Annotated in this window: 14 protein-coding genes; 6 read left to right on the forward strand and 8 right to left on the reverse strand. The window is 67.3% G+C overall.

Annotated features, from left to right (window positions below; all coding sequences use genetic code 11):
* The first annotated feature begins 12 nt into the window (after positions 1–12).
* The 3 genes from GH664_RS18020 to GH664_RS18030 are packed head-to-tail and all read left to right on the forward strand — an operon-like array spanning position 13 to position 4,416.
* On the forward strand, positions 13–2,262 hold the full coding sequence (locus tag GH664_RS18020; protein ID WP_153169445.1) for a pyruvate kinase: 2,250 nt from the start codon (positions 13–15) through the stop codon (positions 2,260–2,262).
* Positions 2,246–3,217, forward strand: a complete 972-nt coding sequence (locus GH664_RS18025; protein WP_153169446.1) for a sulfotransferase — start codon at positions 2,246–2,248, stop codon at positions 3,215–3,217. Before GH664_RS18020 ends, GH664_RS18025 begins: the two co-directional genes overlap by 17 nt.
* A gap of 26 nt (positions 3,218–3,243) precedes the next feature.
* Positions 3,244–4,416: a cation:proton antiporter gene (locus GH664_RS18030; protein WP_153169447.1), complete on the forward strand. Its 1,173-nt coding sequence runs from the start codon at positions 3,244–3,246 to the stop codon at positions 4,414–4,416.
* A gap of 75 nt (positions 4,417–4,491) precedes the next feature.
* On the opposite strand, the gene GH664_RS18035 is transcribed toward GH664_RS18030, so the two are convergent.
* The gene (locus GH664_RS18035; protein WP_153169448.1) at positions 4,492–5,391 is read right to left on the reverse strand and encodes a LysR family transcriptional regulator; all 900 of its coding nucleotides are present in this window, start codon (positions 5,389–5,391) and stop codon (positions 4,492–4,494) included.
* 97 nt (positions 5,392–5,488) lie between these two features.
* Between GH664_RS18035 and GH664_RS18040 the strand changes: the two genes are divergently transcribed.
* The 3 genes from GH664_RS18040 (at position 5,489) to GH664_RS18050 (ending at position 8,560) form a co-directional block, all read left to right on the forward strand.
* Positions 5,489–6,484 (forward strand): tripartite tricarboxylate transporter substrate binding protein, encoded by a 996-nt coding sequence (locus GH664_RS18040; protein ID WP_153169449.1) that lies wholly within the window; start codon positions 5,489–5,491, stop codon positions 6,482–6,484.
* A 67-nt stretch (positions 6,485–6,551) separates the two neighbouring features.
* Positions 6,552–7,025 (forward strand): tripartite tricarboxylate transporter TctB family protein, encoded by a 474-nt coding sequence (locus GH664_RS18045; protein WP_194270436.1) that lies wholly within the window; start codon positions 6,552–6,554, stop codon positions 7,023–7,025.
* Entirely contained in the window at positions 7,013–8,560 is a 1,548-nt protein-coding gene (locus tag GH664_RS18050; RefSeq protein WP_153169451.1) for a tripartite tricarboxylate transporter permease, read from the forward strand. The genes GH664_RS18045 and GH664_RS18050 overlap by 13 nt, the downstream gene beginning before the upstream one ends.
* A gap of 3 nt (positions 8,561–8,563) precedes the next feature.
* On the opposite strand, the gene GH664_RS18055 is transcribed toward GH664_RS18050, so the two are convergent.
* The 7 genes from GH664_RS18055 to GH664_RS18085 form a co-directional block, all read right to left on the reverse strand.
* A complete protein-coding gene (locus tag GH664_RS18055) occupies positions 8,564–9,406 on the reverse strand; it encodes an amidohydrolase family protein (protein WP_153169452.1) in 843 nt (280 codons plus the stop codon).
* Entirely contained in the window at positions 9,403–10,545 is a 1,143-nt protein-coding gene (gene ssuD / locus GH664_RS18060; RefSeq protein WP_368857359.1) for an FMNH2-dependent alkanesulfonate monooxygenase, read from the reverse strand. Before ssuD ends, GH664_RS18055 begins: the two co-directional genes overlap by 4 nt.
* A 252-nt stretch (positions 10,546–10,797) precedes the next feature.
* A complete protein-coding gene (sfnG, locus tag GH664_RS18065; RefSeq protein ID WP_153169456.1) occupies positions 10,798–11,916 on the reverse strand; it encodes a dimethylsulfone monooxygenase SfnG in 1,119 nt (372 codons plus the stop codon).
* A 30-nt stretch (positions 11,917–11,946) separates the two neighbouring features.
* Positions 11,947–12,531 (reverse strand): FMN reductase, encoded by a 585-nt coding sequence (msuE, locus tag GH664_RS18070; RefSeq protein WP_153169458.1) that lies wholly within the window; start codon positions 12,529–12,531, stop codon positions 11,947–11,949.
* A 201-nt stretch (positions 12,532–12,732) separates the two neighbouring features.
* Positions 12,733–13,551, reverse strand: a complete 819-nt coding sequence (locus GH664_RS18075; protein ID WP_153169460.1) for an ABC transporter ATP-binding protein — start codon at positions 13,549–13,551, stop codon at positions 12,733–12,735.
* Between the two features lie 16 nt (positions 13,552–13,567).
* On the reverse strand, positions 13,568–14,410 hold the full coding sequence (locus tag GH664_RS18080) for an ABC transporter permease (RefSeq protein WP_153169462.1): 843 nt from the start codon (positions 14,408–14,410) through the stop codon (positions 13,568–13,570).
* 10 nt (positions 14,411–14,420) lie between these two features.
* The gene (locus GH664_RS18085) at positions 14,421–15,392 is read right to left on the reverse strand and encodes an aliphatic sulfonate ABC transporter substrate-binding protein (RefSeq protein WP_153169463.1); all 972 of its coding nucleotides are present in this window, start codon (positions 15,390–15,392) and stop codon (positions 14,421–14,423) included.
* Positions 15,393–15,674 lie beyond the last annotated feature (282 nt).

A 15,674-nucleotide genomic window follows, 5' to 3' on the forward strand; every position in this document is an offset into this window, starting at 1 on the left:
CGGAGCCCCACCATGTCAGACCACAAGACGCGCGAGATCCTCTGCACCGTGGGCCCTGCATCACTCAATGCCAGCGTGCTGGTCCGCCTGGAGGAGCTCGGTGTGGACCTGTTCCGCATCAACCTGTCGCATACCCGGCTCCACGATCTTGCGCAGGTCGTCAGCTTCATCCGCTCGCACAGCAAGGTACCGATCTGCCTCGACACGGAGGGAGCCCAGATCCGCACCGGCGACCTGGTCAGCGGCGAGATCGTGCTGCGCGAGAACACCACGGTTTTCGCTCATCGTGAGCGCGTACCGGGAGACTCGAACAACTTCAACCTGTACCCGCTCGACATTGTCGATCAGTTGGAAGAAGGCGACTTCATCAGCGTCGATTTCAACGCCGTACTGGTCCAGGTCACGCGCAAGCTGCCGGATCGCGTGGCGATGCGGGTGATCCACGGCGGTGTCGTCGGCCGCAACAAGGCGGTGACGGTAGAGCGCGACCTGCCGCTGGCCCCGCTCACCACCAAGGACATCCAGGCGCTGAAATGGGGGCGCGAGAACGGCATCCGCCATGTCGCGCTCTCGTTCGCCAACCGTGGCAGCGATGTCGACGCCGTGCGCGCGCTGGTGGGCGATGACACTTTCCTGATCTCCAAGATCGAATGCCGCAACGCCCTGCACAACCTGGACGACATCGCCCAACGCTCCGACGCGCTGCTGATCGACCGCGGCGAACTGTCGCGCCAGGAGCCGATCGAGCGCATCCCCAGCCTGCAGAAGATGATCATCCGCCGCGGCGCAGAACTGGGCCGGCGCGTCTACGTGGCGACGAACCTGCTCGAGTCGATGATCACCGCGCAAAAGCCTACGCGCGCCGATGTGAATGACGTGGTGAACACGCTGCTCGACGGCGCCGACGGCTTGGTGCTGGCCGCGGAAACCGCGATCGGCCGCGACCCGGTCGGCTGCGTCGGCATGATCCTGAAGCTGATCCACGAGTACGAAGCCTACCGCCGCACCGACGCGGAGTCGGTCCGCCACTATCGTCCGAGCGACGCGCTTTCCTTGCTCGTGCCACCCCACGGCGGCACGCTGATCGAGCAGATACTGCCGCCGTCCGCGATCGACCAGCTCGCCGGCCTGCCATACATCCGCGTTGGCCTCGACGTCCTGCAGGATGCGCAACACATCGCGCTCGGCACCTTCTCGCCGCTGCGCGGCTTCATGAACGAGGACACGCTGGAATCGGTGCTGCGTACGAACCGCTTGCCGGACGGCACGCCGTGGCCGATGCCCATCCTTCTGCCACTCGATGCGGACGCGGAGGCGCGGCTGGAACCGGGCGCACCGGTCGTGCTTGCCGACGAAACCGGTACGCCCCATGCCGTCGTGCGCGACGTCGAGGTCTTCTCGGTGGCACCCGAAGCACTCGCCGCGCAGTGGTTCGGAGCCACGTCCGGCGCCCATGCTGACGTGCGGCAGGTACGGAGTTGGCGCGGCCGATTCCTGGCAGGCACGGTGCACCTCGTGCGTCGCCTGCCGTCACCCCATCGCGAATATGAACTGAGCCCGCGCGAGAGCCGCTTCGTGCTGCAGCACAAGGGGTGGCGCAAGGTGCTCGGCTATCAGGCCGTGGCGCCGGCAACGCGGCTCGACGAACACGCACAGCTCAATGCACTCGATCGCCACAGCGCCGACGGCCTGCTGCTCAATGTCGGCGCGGACCCTGGCGCAGGTGCCGATGCGAGCCAAGGCTTTCCGACCGACGCGGTGCTGGGCAGCTATCGCATGATGCTCGACTTCGGCTACTACCCGCCCGGCAAGGTCGCGCTGGGCGTGCTGCCCATCCGGCGCCGACACGGCGGCGCGCGCGAGCAAGTGTTCCAGGCCTTGTGCCACAAGAATCTGGGCTGCAGCCACTACATCGTCGATCCCATCGCAGGCGGAAGTGCGTCACCTGCGGCGTCGCCGGAGTTGGCCGAGGACATCCGCAGCCTGTTCGCCAGCCTCGGCGACCTCGGCATCACGCCGGTCTTCGTCGGCCCCCTCGCCTACGACCCCGACACACAACGCTACGTCGAACGCGATGCGGGCAAACAGCGCGGACGGCGCCGCACGAGCCTCTTTCCGCCCGCCGACGCCCGCGCAGCACTGGGCCGCAACCAGCCCCTGCCCGAGTGGTTCATGCACGAACCCATCCAGGACATGCTGCGCACCTCCCTGACCGCCCGCTCGACCAACCCGTTGGAGCACGAACATGCCCGCCCCCACTGACAACGGTGCCGCGCCCGCCCTGCCCGCCGGGGGCAATGACTTCTGGTACAAGGTAGACAAGACCCTTCGCCATCATGCGCGACGCGCGAAGCTGAGCCTGCGCGCCGCCCTGTGGCAAATGAGCCAGTGGCCGGCCGACCGTCCGGTGTTCATCGTCAGTTGCAGCCGGTCCGGCACCCAGATGCTGTACAAGACGCTGTCGCAATCACGCGCCATCGGCACGCTGAACCGCGAGATCTACGCGATCTGGTCGCGACTGCATGCGCCCCACCACAAGCAGTGGCAGAGCCACGTGCTGACCGCGGAGGATGCCGAACCCAGTGACCGCAGCTTCATCACGCGCTACTTTTACGCTCACACCGGGCAGCACCGCTTCGTCGACAAGAACAACCAGCATGGCTTGGCGGTACCCTACCTGCACGCCCTGTTCCCCGACGCCCGTTTTGTCTACATCAAGCGCAATCCGGGCGATACGCTCAACTCGATGATCGAAGGATGGCACCGGCCGGAGCGCTATGCGACATGGTCCACCCGGCTGCCGGCCAAAGTCGCGATCGACGGCGGCCGCTTCACGCGCTGGTGCCATTTTCTGCCGGAAGGCTGGCGAGACTACCTCACGGCCTCGCTCGAGGAGGTGAATGCCTACCAGTACGCATCGATTCATCGCGCCATCCGCAACGCCTCGCGAACCATACCCGCCTCGCAATGGCACGAGGTCTTCTACGAAGACGTGGTGCGCGACCCGGTCGCAAGCATCCGCTCGGTCTTCGAGCATTGCGAACTGCCTTTCACACCGGACATCGAGCTTCATACCCGCAACCTGCTCGACAAGCCCTACGACGCCTTTTCCGAGATCCGCCTCGACAAGTGGCGCGACCAGCGTCACCGCGAACGCATCGAGCGCGTATTGCCCAGCCTCGAAGAACTTGCCCGCGAGTTGGGTTATCGCTTGTAGGGACGAATCGGCAAGGAGCGTGACCGATGAATGAGTTATGGAGCGTCGTGGCCCTGTGGGCGGGATTGGGCCTGCTCGCGGCCTATGTGTCCGCCAGGCTGAAACTGAGCACCCCGCTTGTTGAACTTGTGATCGGCATCGCCGCGCAAGGGCTGTTTCTTGCCTACGGCGCAGATGGCATGCCGGGGATCAGCCACCCCGCCATCGTGATGCTCGCCAGCACCGGTGCAGTCCTGCTGACCTTCCTTGCGGGCGCCGAACTCGACCCGGGCGTACTGCGCACGACCTGGAAGGAAGCGGCACTCATCGGCGCATCCAGCTTTCTGGTGCCCTTCGTGCTGTGCACCGCTGTCGCCTGGTACGGTCTGGGCTGGTCCCGCGATGCAAGCCTGCTGGTCGGCGTTGCCCTGTCCGAAACGTCGGTCGCGATCGTGTATTCATGGATGCTGCAAAGCGGCAACAACAGCACGCTGTACGGCAAGACCGTGCTCGCCGCGTGCTTTCTGACCGATCTTGGCACCGTGCTTGCACTCGGCCTGTTCTTCTCGCCGCTGGACGAGCGGACGGTGCTGATGGCCGCCGTTGGCGCATTGGCCCTGTTCATGTTGCCGCGGCTGGCGCGCCGGCTGTCGGCACGGCTCGGCGAACATGCCTCGGAGCCCGAGACACGCTTCGTCATCCTGGCGCTGTTCGGCCTGGGCGCGCTGGCGCTGTGGGCGGGGAGCCAGGCCATCCTGCCCGCCTACCTCATCGGCATCGCCCTCGCGGGCTCGTTCGGCCGCGATGCTGCCCTGGTGAGACGCTTGCGCACGCTGACTTTCGGCCTGCTGACGCCCTTCTACTTCATCCGCGCCGGCGCCTTCGTGTCGATTCCGGCGCTGCTGTCCGCACCCCTCATCGTCTTCGTCCTGTTCGCTGCCAAGCTGCTGTCGAAGGGAGCCGGCGTACACCCCATCACCCGTTGGCACTGGCGCCACCGCCACCTCGCACGCCAGACGACCCTACTGATGTCGACCGGCCTCACCTTCGGCAGCCTGTGCGCCCTGCACGGCCTGAGCAACGGCATCATCGATCAGATGCAGTACTCCTGGTTGCTGGCCGCGATCATCGGCAGCGCCATCGTGCCCACCCTGGTCACCGTGCTCGCCGCGAGGCGCGCGCGTCCTGCACCGGCGCTGGAAAGCTGTTGCGACAACTGATCGGCTCGGCGCTCGTGCCCCCAGTGCCGGCGGAGCCGCCGTTCGGCACGATCGAGCGCGACGCCTGCCCCACTCCTACAGACGCCGTGCCTCCGCGCTGATCCGCGCCGAAATCGCATCGCCCAGGGCCGCCGCGAGCGCGGTGGGTTGGGTATCGTCCCGCGTGCAAAGTCCCAGCACCACAGGCGGCAACGCCTGCGTAATCGGAATCTCGGTGATGCGCCCCAGCGCCGCCGGCATGCGCAGCACGGGCGCCGAAACGGGCATCACGCCCTCTGTGCGGACCATCAGCTCGAAGGCGAACGAAAAGGACTCGCAGTGCAGGAAGCGGCGCGGGAAGGACAGCCCCGCCTCGGCGAAGATCTGCTCCACCAGGCTGCCGTTCCCCTGCGGGTTCAACCCCAGCCAGCACAGCTCGGCCAGCTCGGCGACCGACCTGGCGCGGGCCAGCGGATGGCCGACACGGCACGCGATCGTCATGCGATCGCGATACAGCGGGCGGAACGACAGGCCCGCGCCGGCCGTCAGGCGCACCTTCTGAACGATGGCGAAATCGAGTGTCTGGTCGCGCACCATGGGCACGAGGACCGACGGTGGTCCCTCGACCACGCGCAGCCTCGCCAGCGGGCGCTGGTCCTGGAACGTCGCGATCGCCTCCGCGGCGAAGGGCACGGATGCCGGCGACAGTCCGACCGCCACATGTCCTGCCCCCGGGGAAGCCAGCTCGGCCAGTTCCTCCTCGGCCTTGCGCACCTCGGCCTGGATGGCCCGTGCGCGCGCCACGAAGGCCTGCCCCGTCGCCGTCAGGGCGACGCCTCGCGTATTGCGCCGGATCAGCTCGACGCCCAGTTCCGATTCCAGCAAGCGCATGCTCTTGGTCAGCGCCGGATGCGTGACGCCCAGCGCACGGGCCGCGGCGCGAATGCTGCCGGCGTCGACGATGGCGACGAAATCACGCAACTGGCTGAAACGCATGGTGGTTACCCGTGGTTACCGTGGTGATCGATCGGCCATCTTACGCCGACCCGGACCCGGTGCTTAACTACGCATCACACCCCACCCGGAGATCGCCATGACAAACCCGACGAATGCGCTGCGACGCCGCGCCCGCGCCCTTTTCTGCGCCAGCCTGCTGGCGGCGACGGCTATGCTGCCCGCATCGCCCGCCGTCGCGCAGACCTTTCCGCAGGCGCCGGTAAGAATGATCGTTCCCTTCCCCGCTGGCGGGCCGTCCGACGTGGCCGCCCGCACGCTCGCAAGGTCGCTGGAGAAGACCTGGGGGCAGCCCGTGGTCATCGACAACCGGCCGGGAGCGAACGGCGCGATCGCCGCCAAGGCGGCTCAGAACGCCACTGCCGACGGCTACACGCTGCTGTGGGCTACCTCGTCCACACTGGCGGTCTCATACCGGCAAAATGCGCAAGACCCCACCGCGGATGCCGAGTTCGTGCCGGTGTCGTCAGTCGGGCGTTTCGGTTTCGGCCTCTACGTCGCACCGGCGGTGCCGGCCGCATCTGTGGCCGAACTGATCGCCTACGGGCGAACCCACCCCGGCCAGCTCAACGTCGCGACCAGCAACCTTGCCGAATCCATGGCGGCCATCCAGTTCATGAAGTCGAGCGGAGTGAACATGGTTCGCGTCCCCTACAAGGGCGCGCAGCAAGTCATGCCTGACCTGCTCGAAGGCAGGGTGCAGGTCAATTTCGTGCCGATCGCCGCCGGTCTGGAGCATGCCAGGGCGGGCAAGCTGCGCCTGCTCGCCACCTCCCTGCCGGCCCGTTCATCCGCAACGCCGGACGTACCGACGATGGCCGAAGCCGGCTTGCCCGAAGTGTCCGTCTCCGGCTGGCAGTTCGTCGTTGCACCGCCGCGTACGCCAGCCCCTTTGGCGGACGCGATTTCGCGCACCGTCGGCCAGGCCCTGCAAGATGCGGCCGTGCGCGCCCAATACGACCGCCAACTGCTTCAGATCGAGCCGGGGACACCGGCTGCGACCGCGCAACTGGTGAAGAACGAAATGCGCACCTGGGACGCGTTCCTGCGCGAAAACGCAGGCCAACTGGAATAAGCTCGGGACGCGGCCGCCTCGACCGGCCCGAACCGCCGCAGCACAGATCCGCAAACCGGAGACGACCTTGGCGCACATCCCGAACTGGCGTGACATCGGCGCCGGCGCGCTGTTCTGCGCCTGCGGCAGTGCGGCGCTGTGGCTCGGCCGTCACCTCGCGGTCGGCGACCTGGCGGCAATGGGACCCGGCTTCTTTCCGCGCGCGATCGGCGCCCTGCTCGTCGCCCTCGGCGCCGCCATCGCCGTGCGCGGCGGCCGCAAGGATGCATCGGGCATCTCGCGCTTCGCCTGGCGCCCCCTGCTGGCGGTGCTCGGCGGCCTCGTCCTTTTCGCGGTCACGATCCGCCCGGCCGGACTGCTCGCCAGCACGCTCGCGCTGACCGTTGTCGGCCGCCTGGCGCGGCCCGAATACGGCTGGCGCGAGACAGCCGTGCTGGCCACGACCCTGGCCCTCGCCACCGGCCTCCTGTTCCGCGTCGCTCTGCGCGTGCCGGTGCCCCTGCTGCCGAACGGCTGGACGTCAGTGCCGTGGATCTCCTGAACAACCTCGGGCTCGGGCTCGCGGTCGCCCTGACGCCGGTCAATGTCATTTACTGCCTGATCGGCACCGCGCTCGGCACGGCGGTGGGCGTGCTGCCCGGGCTCGGCCCGGTGGCGACGATCGCGCTGCTGTTGCCCCTCACGTATGGCCTGGACCCGGTCACCGCGCTGATCATGCTCGCAGGCATCTATTACGGTGCGCAGTATGGGGGTTCCACCGCCTCCATCCTGCTGAGCCTGCCGGGCGAGATCAGCGCGGTCGTCACCGTGCTCGACGGTCATCAAATGGCGCGCCAGGGGCGTGCCGGCGACGCGCTGCTGGCGGCGGCGCTCGGCTCCTTCTTTGCCGGGTGCGTCGCGACCCTGATGATCGCGACGGTCGCACCGATGCTGCCGGGCATCGCACTGAAGTTCGGCCCGGCCGAATACGCGGCGCTGATGGCGCTCGGCCTGGCGGCAGCGGTCACCTTGGCGCACGGGTCGATGCTCAAGGCCCTGGCGATGACCCTGCTGGGCATGCTGTTCGGCATGGTCGGCACCGACGTGTCGAGCGGCGCGGAGCGCTTCGTCTTCGACGTACCGGAGCTGGCCGACGGCATCGACTTCGTCGCCGTCGCCATGGGACTCTTCGGCATCGCCGAGATCGTGCGAAATCTGGAAGGCCCCACATCGGATGCCACGGCGGAATTCGGCTGTTCCACCTGTCACCGTGTCCACTGGCGGCTTCCCCGCGCGGAATTTCGTCGCGCCTGGCCGGCATCGCTGCGCGGCACGGCCATCGGCGCGTTTCTCGGCATGCTCCCCGGCGGTGGACCGGTGCTCAGCACCTTCGCCTCCTACATGCTGGAGAAGCGGATATCGGCCGAGCCACAGCGTTTCGGTCGCGGCGCCATCGAAGGCGTGGCCGGACCGGAGTCCGCCAACAACGCCGCGGCGCAGACATCCTTCATCCCGCTGCTGACGCTCGGATTGCCGTCGAACGCGGTGATGGCGCTGATGATCGGCGCCCTCACGTTGCACGGCATCCAGCCGGGTCCGCAAGTGATGGGCAGCGATCCTCGCCTGTTCTGGGGGCTCATCGCCAGCATGTGGATCGGTAACCTGTTCCTGGTGATCCTGAACCTGCCGATGATCGGGATCTGGGTCCGCCTGCTGTCGCTGCGCTACCGCCTGCTCTACCCGACCGTGCTCGCCCTGTGCGCGATCGGCGCGTTCAGCGTCGGCAATTCATCGGCCACGGTGTTGATGACCGCCTTCTTCGGCGGACTTGGCTACCTGCTCCTCAAGCTGCACTGCGACCCGGCACCGCTGGTGGTCGGTTTCGTGCTCGGTCCGATGCTGGAGGAGAATCTCCGCCGCGCCATGACGCTGGCGCGCGGCGACGCGACCCTGTTCTTCACCCGCCCCATCAGCGCGGCCTTGCTGCTCGCCTCGGTGCTGCTGCTGACCGCGGCCGGCAACACCGCACGCCGGCCGCTACGCTCCGCCAAAGTCACTACCGCTACGCCCGCCGGTGCCGACAAGCCGGCACGCTGACACTCACAACCCGAACAGCCGCGCCGCGTTACCGTACAGCGCCTTGTCCAGCGCCGACTCGCGCAGGCCAAGCTCGAGGAAATCGCCGATGGACTGGCGGATCGGCCGGAAGGGATAGGACGAGCCGAACAGGAACTGGTCGGCCATGAAGCCGTTCGCCGCCTCCACATAGGCCTTGCTGCCGGCCACGAACAGGTACATGTCGGGCACGAGGTGGATGTTCTCGTAGCGGAACGCGAGGCCGATGGCCTGCGCCACGTTCGGCCACCAGCCGTGGTAGCAGACGATGGGCAGTTGCGGGAAGGCGCGCGCGACGTTGGCCAGTGGCGCAGGGTCGTTGAAGCGCGGGTCGGGCGTGGTCGGGCCGGTCATCAGGAACACCGGCACGCCGAGCTGCGCGCACACCTCGTAGATCGGGAAATAGGCCGGATCATCGACCTGCCGCGCCGGGCTGCCGAAGCCCGGCTCGATGTCGATGCCCGCGAGGCCGAGATCGCGGATCGCGTGTTCGGCCTCCTCCACCGCGGCACGGCCCTGGATCACCGGGTCGACGCCGGCGATGCCGAGCAGTTCGTCGTGGCCGTGGGTGATGCGGTGGATCAGTTCGATCGGCAGGTGCTGGGACGGCGTGTGCCGCCCCACCACCACCGCCTTCGTCAGCCCGGCATCGCGCACTTCGGCGAGAAAGCCTTCCTGCGTATGCGAGCGGGTGAAATGCTCGTCGCTGCCGCGCGTGCCCACGCGCCGGTTGAGCCAGCGCGCCGTCTCGTACTCGGGCGTGCCCGGCGTGGCACCGAAGAAATCGTGCAGAAAGGCCGGCCTGCAACGCATGTCGATGACTTTCATGCGGCCTCCTTCACCGGCGCGGCGTTCTTCACCGTGCTGGCATCGAACGGGCCGCCGGTGATGACCTGGTCCTGGATCGTCACCGGCGCCTTGCCCGGCAGCAGCGGGAACACCAGCTCGGCGAAGCGCCAGGCTTCTTCCAGATGCGGGTAGCCCGACAGCACGAAGGTATCGACGCCGAGGTCGGCATATTCCTTCAGCCGGGTCGCCACCGTCTGCGGGTCGCCCACCAGTGCGGTGCCCGCGCCGCCGCGCACGAGGCCGACGCCGGCCCACAGGTTGGGACTGACTTCGAGCTTGTCGCGGCGGCCGCCGTGCAGCGCAGCCATGCGGCGCTGGCCCTCGGAATCCATCGTCGCAAAGCGCGCCTGCACCTGGGCGATGGTGTCGTCGTCGAGGCGGCTGATGAGCTTGTCGGCCTCGGCCCAGGCCTCCTCGTTGGTCTCGCGCACGATCACGTGCAGGCGCACGCCGAAGCGGACCTTGCGCCCGCGGCTGGCGGCGCGCGCACGCACGTCGGCGATCTTCTCCGCTACGGCGGCAGGCGGTTCGCCCCAGGTCAGGTAGGCGTCCACCTGCTCGGCCGCGAGGTCGTGTGCCGCATTCGACGAGCCACCGAAATAGAGCGGCGGATGCGGCTTCTGCACCGCCGGGAAGAGCAGTTGCGCGCCCGCCACCTTGTGGTGTTCGCCGTCGAAATCGACCTTCTCGCCCTGCAGCAGCCGACGCCAGATGGTCAGGAACTCGTTCGCCTCGTCATAGCGCGCATCGTGGTCGAGGAAGATGCCGTCGCCGGCCAGTTCGGCCGAGTCGCCGCCGGCGACCACGTTGAGCAGCAGGCGGCCCTTGGTGGCCTGGTCCAGCGTCGCTGCCATGCGTGCCGCCGCGGTCGGCTTGGTCAGCGCGGTGCGCAGCGCCACCAGCAGCTTCAGCTTGCGCGTCACCGGCGCCACGCTGCCGGCCACCACCCAGGGGTCGAGGCAGCCGCTACCGGTGGGGATCAGGATGCCGTCGTAGCCCAGGTTGTCGGCCGTCACCGCGATCTGCTGCATGTAGTCGATGGTGACCGGACGGCCGGAATTGGACTTGCCAAGGTAGCGCGTGTCGCCCGAGGTGGGCAGGAACCAGAAGATTTCCAGGCTCATGAGTAATCCTCTCGAATGGAATGCCGACTAGCGGTGTAAGGGTAAGGACGCCAGATGAGCGTTCATCGGCGCCGTGCGGGATCCAATTGTCCAGATATGCGCGCAGAATCGAACCAAGAAAACCTGCGTAGCTTTGCGCTCATCCGGGAAAGCGCACGGCGCGGCCTTGCGCCGGCCCGTGCCGTGAACGAGGAACGGCGCGCTGCCTCCCGATGGAGGAAGCGCGCCGTCCGGATTGCGCGCGGGTCAGGCCAGGGCTTCAGCCGGCTCCCGCCTGGCGGCCGCAGACGATTGCGCCTTCGCCTCGAGCTCGCGCACCAGCGGCAGCACCTTCTCGCCGAAATAGGCCACCTCTTCCTGGAAGTGCAGGAAGCCGCCCAGCACCAGATCCACGCCGACCGCCTTGAGCGCGACGATGCGTTCGGCGATCTGCTGCGGCGTGCCGATCAGGTTGGTCTTGAAGCCGTCGTTGTACTGCACCAGATCCTGGAAAGTGGACTTCGCCCAGTTGCCCTCGCCCTCCGGGCTCGCCTTGCCGGCCTGCTTCACCGCATCGCCAAAGGCATTCACCGCCTCCGGGTCGGCCTTGTCGATGATCTCCTGCAGCACCGCCTGCGCCTCTTCCTCGGTTTCGCGGGCGATGATGAAGGCATTGACGCCGATCTTCACCTTGTGGCCGTTGGCCGCCGCCTTGGCGCGGATGTCATCCACCTGGGCCTTGATGCCCTCGACGGTGTTGCCGTTGGTGAAATACCAGTCCGACACGCGCGCCGCCATGTCGCGCGCCGCGCGCGAGCTGCCGCCCTGGAAGATCTCGGGGTGCGGCTGTTGCAGGGGCTTGGGCTTCAGCGTGTAGTCGTGGAAGCGGTAGAAGTCGCCCTTGAAGGTGAAGTTGTCCTGGGTCCAGATGCCCTTCAGCACCTCGATGAACTCCTGCGACCGGCGATAGCGCTCGTCGTGCTCCAGCCAGGGCTCGCCGATGCCGTGGAATTCGCCGCGGAACCAGCCCGACACCACATTCACCGCGACACGGCCGCCGGTGAGCTGGTCGATGGTGGCGATCTGCTTCGCCAACACCGCCGGGTGCCAGGGCCCCGGCAGGATCGCCGCGATGACCCGCAGCTTCTCGGTCGCCGCCAGCAGCGCATGGCTGATCGCCACCGACTCGTGCTGGTATTCGGCGCCATAGCCGGCGGTGAAGCGGATCTGCGACAGCGCGTAGTCGAAGCCCGCCTTCTCGGCGATCTGCGCCAGCTTGCGGTTGTAGTCGATGTCCCAGCTCGTGCGCTGCTCGATCTTGCTGACGACCAGCCCCCCGCTGACGTTGGGCACCCAGTAGGCGAATTTGATGTTTTCGCGGCTCATGTTGTGTGTTCCTTGATGGTTTTCGATGACTCAGGCCGCTGCGCGCACGGCTTTCTGCACGCTCGACACCGCAGGCAGGCGCGGACGCAGGAAGGGTCGGGCACGCTCCGCCGCGAGATCGATGCGCGCCTGCAGCGCCGGGCTTGTGATCTGGTAGTTCTCGATCTCCGCCTCGCTGCCATACACGCCGATCGGCAGGGTGTGAGACTGGAAGAAGCTGAACAGCGGACGCAACTGATGATCGATCACCAGCGCATGGCGATCGCTGCCACCGGTCGCCGCCAGCAGCACCGGCACGTCGATCAGCGCGTTGTGATCGACGAAGTCGAACAGATGCTTGAACAGCCCGGTGAAGGAGGCGCGATAGACCGGGCTGGCGACGACCAGGAAGTCCGCCGACTCGATCGCCGCGATGTCGGCTTTCACGTCGTCCGGCAACTGCGACGGATACAGCGCGCCGGCCAGCTTGGGGCCGACCGTGCCGAGCTCGATCAGGCGTACATCGATCGATGCCTGCTCGCCGAGCGCATCGACCAGCGCCTCGACCAGGGTCAGGGTACGGGAGGGACGTTGCAGGCCGCCGGAAACCGCGACCACCTTGATCTGCTTGCTCATGCTTTCACCTGTTCGTAATGGGATTGTTGATCGTTGGCCATGCCGACATTGGCACTTGCATCGGGAAAAGCAGCTCTCGTGCCAGAATTTTTGTTTCTTATAAACAGATACTTGCATTCAACCCGTGGATTGCCCTGCTGCCGCGCAAGCAGTTCGCAATCCGCCCTGCTGCAGGTGCAACAGCCCGGCGCGGCGACTGCATCACACCGCGAAGGACAGCGACGCGAAGTCGACCGGCGCGGCTGCATGGGGACGGGCCGCGAGCTCGTCGGAGAGATCGAGATGGTCGAGCCGCTCGCCATGCAGCAGCGCCAGCGCCTGCGTCTGTACGCGCACAAGGCGCGGATCGGCGCGATCGCGCGGACGCTGCGGATCGACACGCAGTTCGCCTGCGATGCGGCCCGGATTGGCCGACATCACCAGGATGCGGTCGCTCAGGTAGGCGGCCTCGTCGATGTCGTGCGTGACCAGCAGCAGCGTCGTGCCATGGCGCGCGACCAGCGACAGCAGCAGGTCCTGCAGGCGCATGCGGGTGAAGGCGTCGACCGCGCTGAAGGGCTCGTCCAGCAGCAGCAGCGACGGTTGCGCGAACAGGCCACGGGCAATTGCGGCGCGCTGGGCCATGCCGCCCGACAACTGCTTCGGATAGGCGTTGGCGAAGTCGGCCAGACCGACCTCCGCCAGCAGCTCCTTCACCCGCGGATTGCGCCCGCCACCCGGCCCGGCATCGAAGCCGACGTTGTCGGCCACTGTCAGCCAGGGCAGCAGGCGCGGCTCCTGGAAAATGAAGCCGACCTCGGGCGAGTGCAGATGGGGTGCCGCGCCCTTGACCCGCACCGTGCCGCGGTAATCGGTGTCGAGCCCGGCGACGACGCGCAGCAGCGTGCTCTTGCCGCAGCCGCTGGGGCCCAGCAGGCTGACGATCTCGCCCGGCCGGATGTCGAACGACACGCCATCGATGATGCGGCGCGACTGGAAGCGCTTGTCGGCAACGTTCAGCGTGAGAAGTGACCCGGACATGATCTCGCCCTCCCCGTCAGCGACCGCTGTCATACACATCGCGCCACGCCAGCAATCGGCGTTCCGCGAGCTGCAGCAGGCTGTCGCTGAGCTTGCCCAGCAGCGCCAGCACGACGATGGCGACGATCACCAGGTCGGCGCGCGCCGTCTCGCGGCCGTCGGTCAGCAGATAGCCCAGCCCGCGTGTCGCCGCGATCAGCTCGGCCGCGACCAGGAACATCCAGGCCAGCGACAGGCCGCTGCGCAGGCCGGTCAACAGATTGGGTAGCGCGGCCGGCAGGAAGATGCGCAACACCAGCCGCCAACCCTTCACGCCGAAGATTCCGCCGACCTCGACGAGCTTGCGGTCGACGTTCTTGATGCCTGCGACCAGGTTCAGGTACACGGGGAAGAAGGCGCCGATCGCGATCAGCGTGATCTTCGGCGCCTCGTCGATGCCCAGCCACAGCAGCAGCAGCGGCACCCAGGCCAGCGACGGGATCGCGCGCAATGCCTGGAAGGTCGGATCGAGATAGGCTTCCAGTTCGCGCGACAGGCCGACCGCCGCGCCCACCAACAGCGCGAGCAGCGCGCCGGCAGCGAAGCCGGCCGCGACGCGTGCGCTGCTGACCACCACATGCCGGTAAAGCTCGCCGCTGGCTACGAGCTCGGACAGAGTCGCGAGTAGATCCGACGGTGGCGGCAGCAGGTTGGCGCTGACCCAACCCAGACCACACACCGCCTCCCAAACGGCAATCAGCGCCAGCGGCAGCACCCAGCCCTTGAACCGGGCGGCCAGCCGCTGCGCGAGCTGCCCGACACGGACCGGCGCGAGCGACGCAGGCGCAATCCCCGCCTGCAGGGTCGATACCTTGCTCATGGCCGGCGCCTCACTTGACGACCGCGCGCGCGTACGAGGGCTCGACCAGCGCGTCCACCACCGCACCGACATTGGTGCCCTTGCGCACGAGGTCTTCCTCGACGAGGATCGGCGCCGCCGCCTTCAGCGCCTCGACATGCTCGGCGCCCGGCACCGGCTTGCTGAAGTCGTTGCGCGACAACTGCAGCCGAGCGACCTCGATCGGCAACTTGGCCTCCTCGGACACCAGCTTCGCCGTCTCCTCCGGATTGGCGACGATCCACTTGCGCGCCTTCTCGTACGCGGCGATGACGCGCTTCACATAGGCCGGATGCTCGCTGGCGAATCGCTCCGAGGTGTTCAGGAAGCCATAGGTGTTGTACGCGACGTTGCGATACAGCAGCCTGGAGCCGGCCTGCACCTCGCTGCCGGCCATCAGCGGATCCAGCCCCGCCCAGGCATCCACCCTGCCCTGCTCCAGCGCCGAACGGCCATCGGCATGCTGCAGCGCCAGGATCTCGACGTCGCCCTTCAACAGGCCCTCCTGATGCAGGCTGCGCAGCAGGAACAGGAAGGGGTCGGTGCCCTTGGTCGCGGCGACCTTCTTGCCCTTCAGATCCTTCACCGACTTGATTGGCGAATCCTTGGGCACGAGCAGCGCCGTCCACTCGGGGCGCGAATACACATACACGCTCTTGATCGGGTTGCCGTTGGCCTTCGACAGCACGGCCGCCAGGCCGGCGGTGCTACCGAAATCGACACTGCCGCTGTTGAGGAACTCGAGCGCGCGGTTGCTGCCCTGGCTCAGCACCCATTTCACCGGCACGCCGTCGGCCTTCAGATCGTCCTCCAGCCAGCCGAATTTCTTCAGCACGAGGCTGGGCGGCGAGTAATAGGCGTAGTCGAGGCGCAATTCGGCCGGCTTGTCGACGGCGTGGGCGATGCCGTTGGCAAGCAGCACACCGGCTGCGGCGAGGGTGAGGCGTTTGATGGTTTTCAGCATGATGGATCCCTGTGGAGTGCTTGGTTCAGGGATCCTTCTTTGCACCGATCGTGCCAGATCTGAATTTTGTTATTTTTCCGTCGCTTGCGTCATTCACTCAGCGCCTGGGCTGTTGGGTTCGCAGCAGAGGCCGGTGCGACTGCTGCGAACCCAACGTAACCGTCCGAGCAACCCCGCCCCCCGGCGGAGCGGAGGGCTTCAAAGGTCGACGACGTGCCTGAGCAGTCCGAACGACACGCGCCAGCCGAGCTCGTTTTCGCAGTCGACGCTGGCCGTCTTCTG

This window comes from Thauera sp. 2A1, from assembly GCF_009469595.2.
GTDB lineage: Bacteria > Pseudomonadota > Gammaproteobacteria > Burkholderiales > Rhodocyclaceae > Thauera.

Excerpts from the sequence above, each read along its gene's own strand:
- GH664_RS18035 (WP_153169448.1), bottom strand. The coding sequence starts at position 5,391 with ATGCGTTTCAGCCAGTTGCGTGATTTCGTCGCCATCGTCGACGCCGGC.
- GH664_RS18075 (WP_153169460.1), bottom strand. The coding sequence starts at position 13,551 with ATGTCCGGGTCACTTCTCACGCTGAACGTTGCCGACAAGCGCTTCCAG.
- GH664_RS18030 (WP_153169447.1), top strand. The coding sequence starts at position 3,244 with ATGAATGAGTTATGGAGCGTCGTGGCCCTGTGGGCGGGATTGGGCCTG.
- GH664_RS18020 (WP_153169445.1), top strand. The coding sequence starts at position 13 with ATGTCAGACCACAAGACGCGCGAGATCCTCTGCACCGTGGGCCCTGCA.
- GH664_RS18085 (WP_153169463.1), bottom strand. The coding sequence starts at position 15,392 with ATGCTGAAAACCATCAAACGCCTCACCCTCGCCGCAGCCGGTGTGCTG.
- msuE (WP_153169458.1), bottom strand. The coding sequence starts at position 12,531 with ATGAGCAAGCAGATCAAGGTGGTCGCGGTTTCCGGCGGCCTGCAACGT.
- GH664_RS18055 (WP_153169452.1), bottom strand. The coding sequence starts at position 9,406 with ATGAAAGTCATCGACATGCGTTGCAGGCCGGCCTTTCTGCACGATTTC.
- GH664_RS18080 (WP_153169462.1), bottom strand. The coding sequence starts at position 14,410 with ATGAGCAAGGTATCGACCCTGCAGGCGGGGATTGCGCCTGCGTCGCTC.
- GH664_RS18040 (WP_153169449.1), top strand. The coding sequence starts at position 5,489 with ATGACAAACCCGACGAATGCGCTGCGACGCCGCGCCCGCGCCCTTTTC.
- sfnG (WP_153169456.1), bottom strand. The coding sequence starts at position 11,916 with ATGAGCCGCGAAAACATCAAATTCGCCTACTGGGTGCCCAACGTCAGC.
- GH664_RS18025 (WP_153169446.1), top strand. The coding sequence starts at position 2,246 with ATGCCCGCCCCCACTGACAACGGTGCCGCGCCCGCCCTGCCCGCCGGG.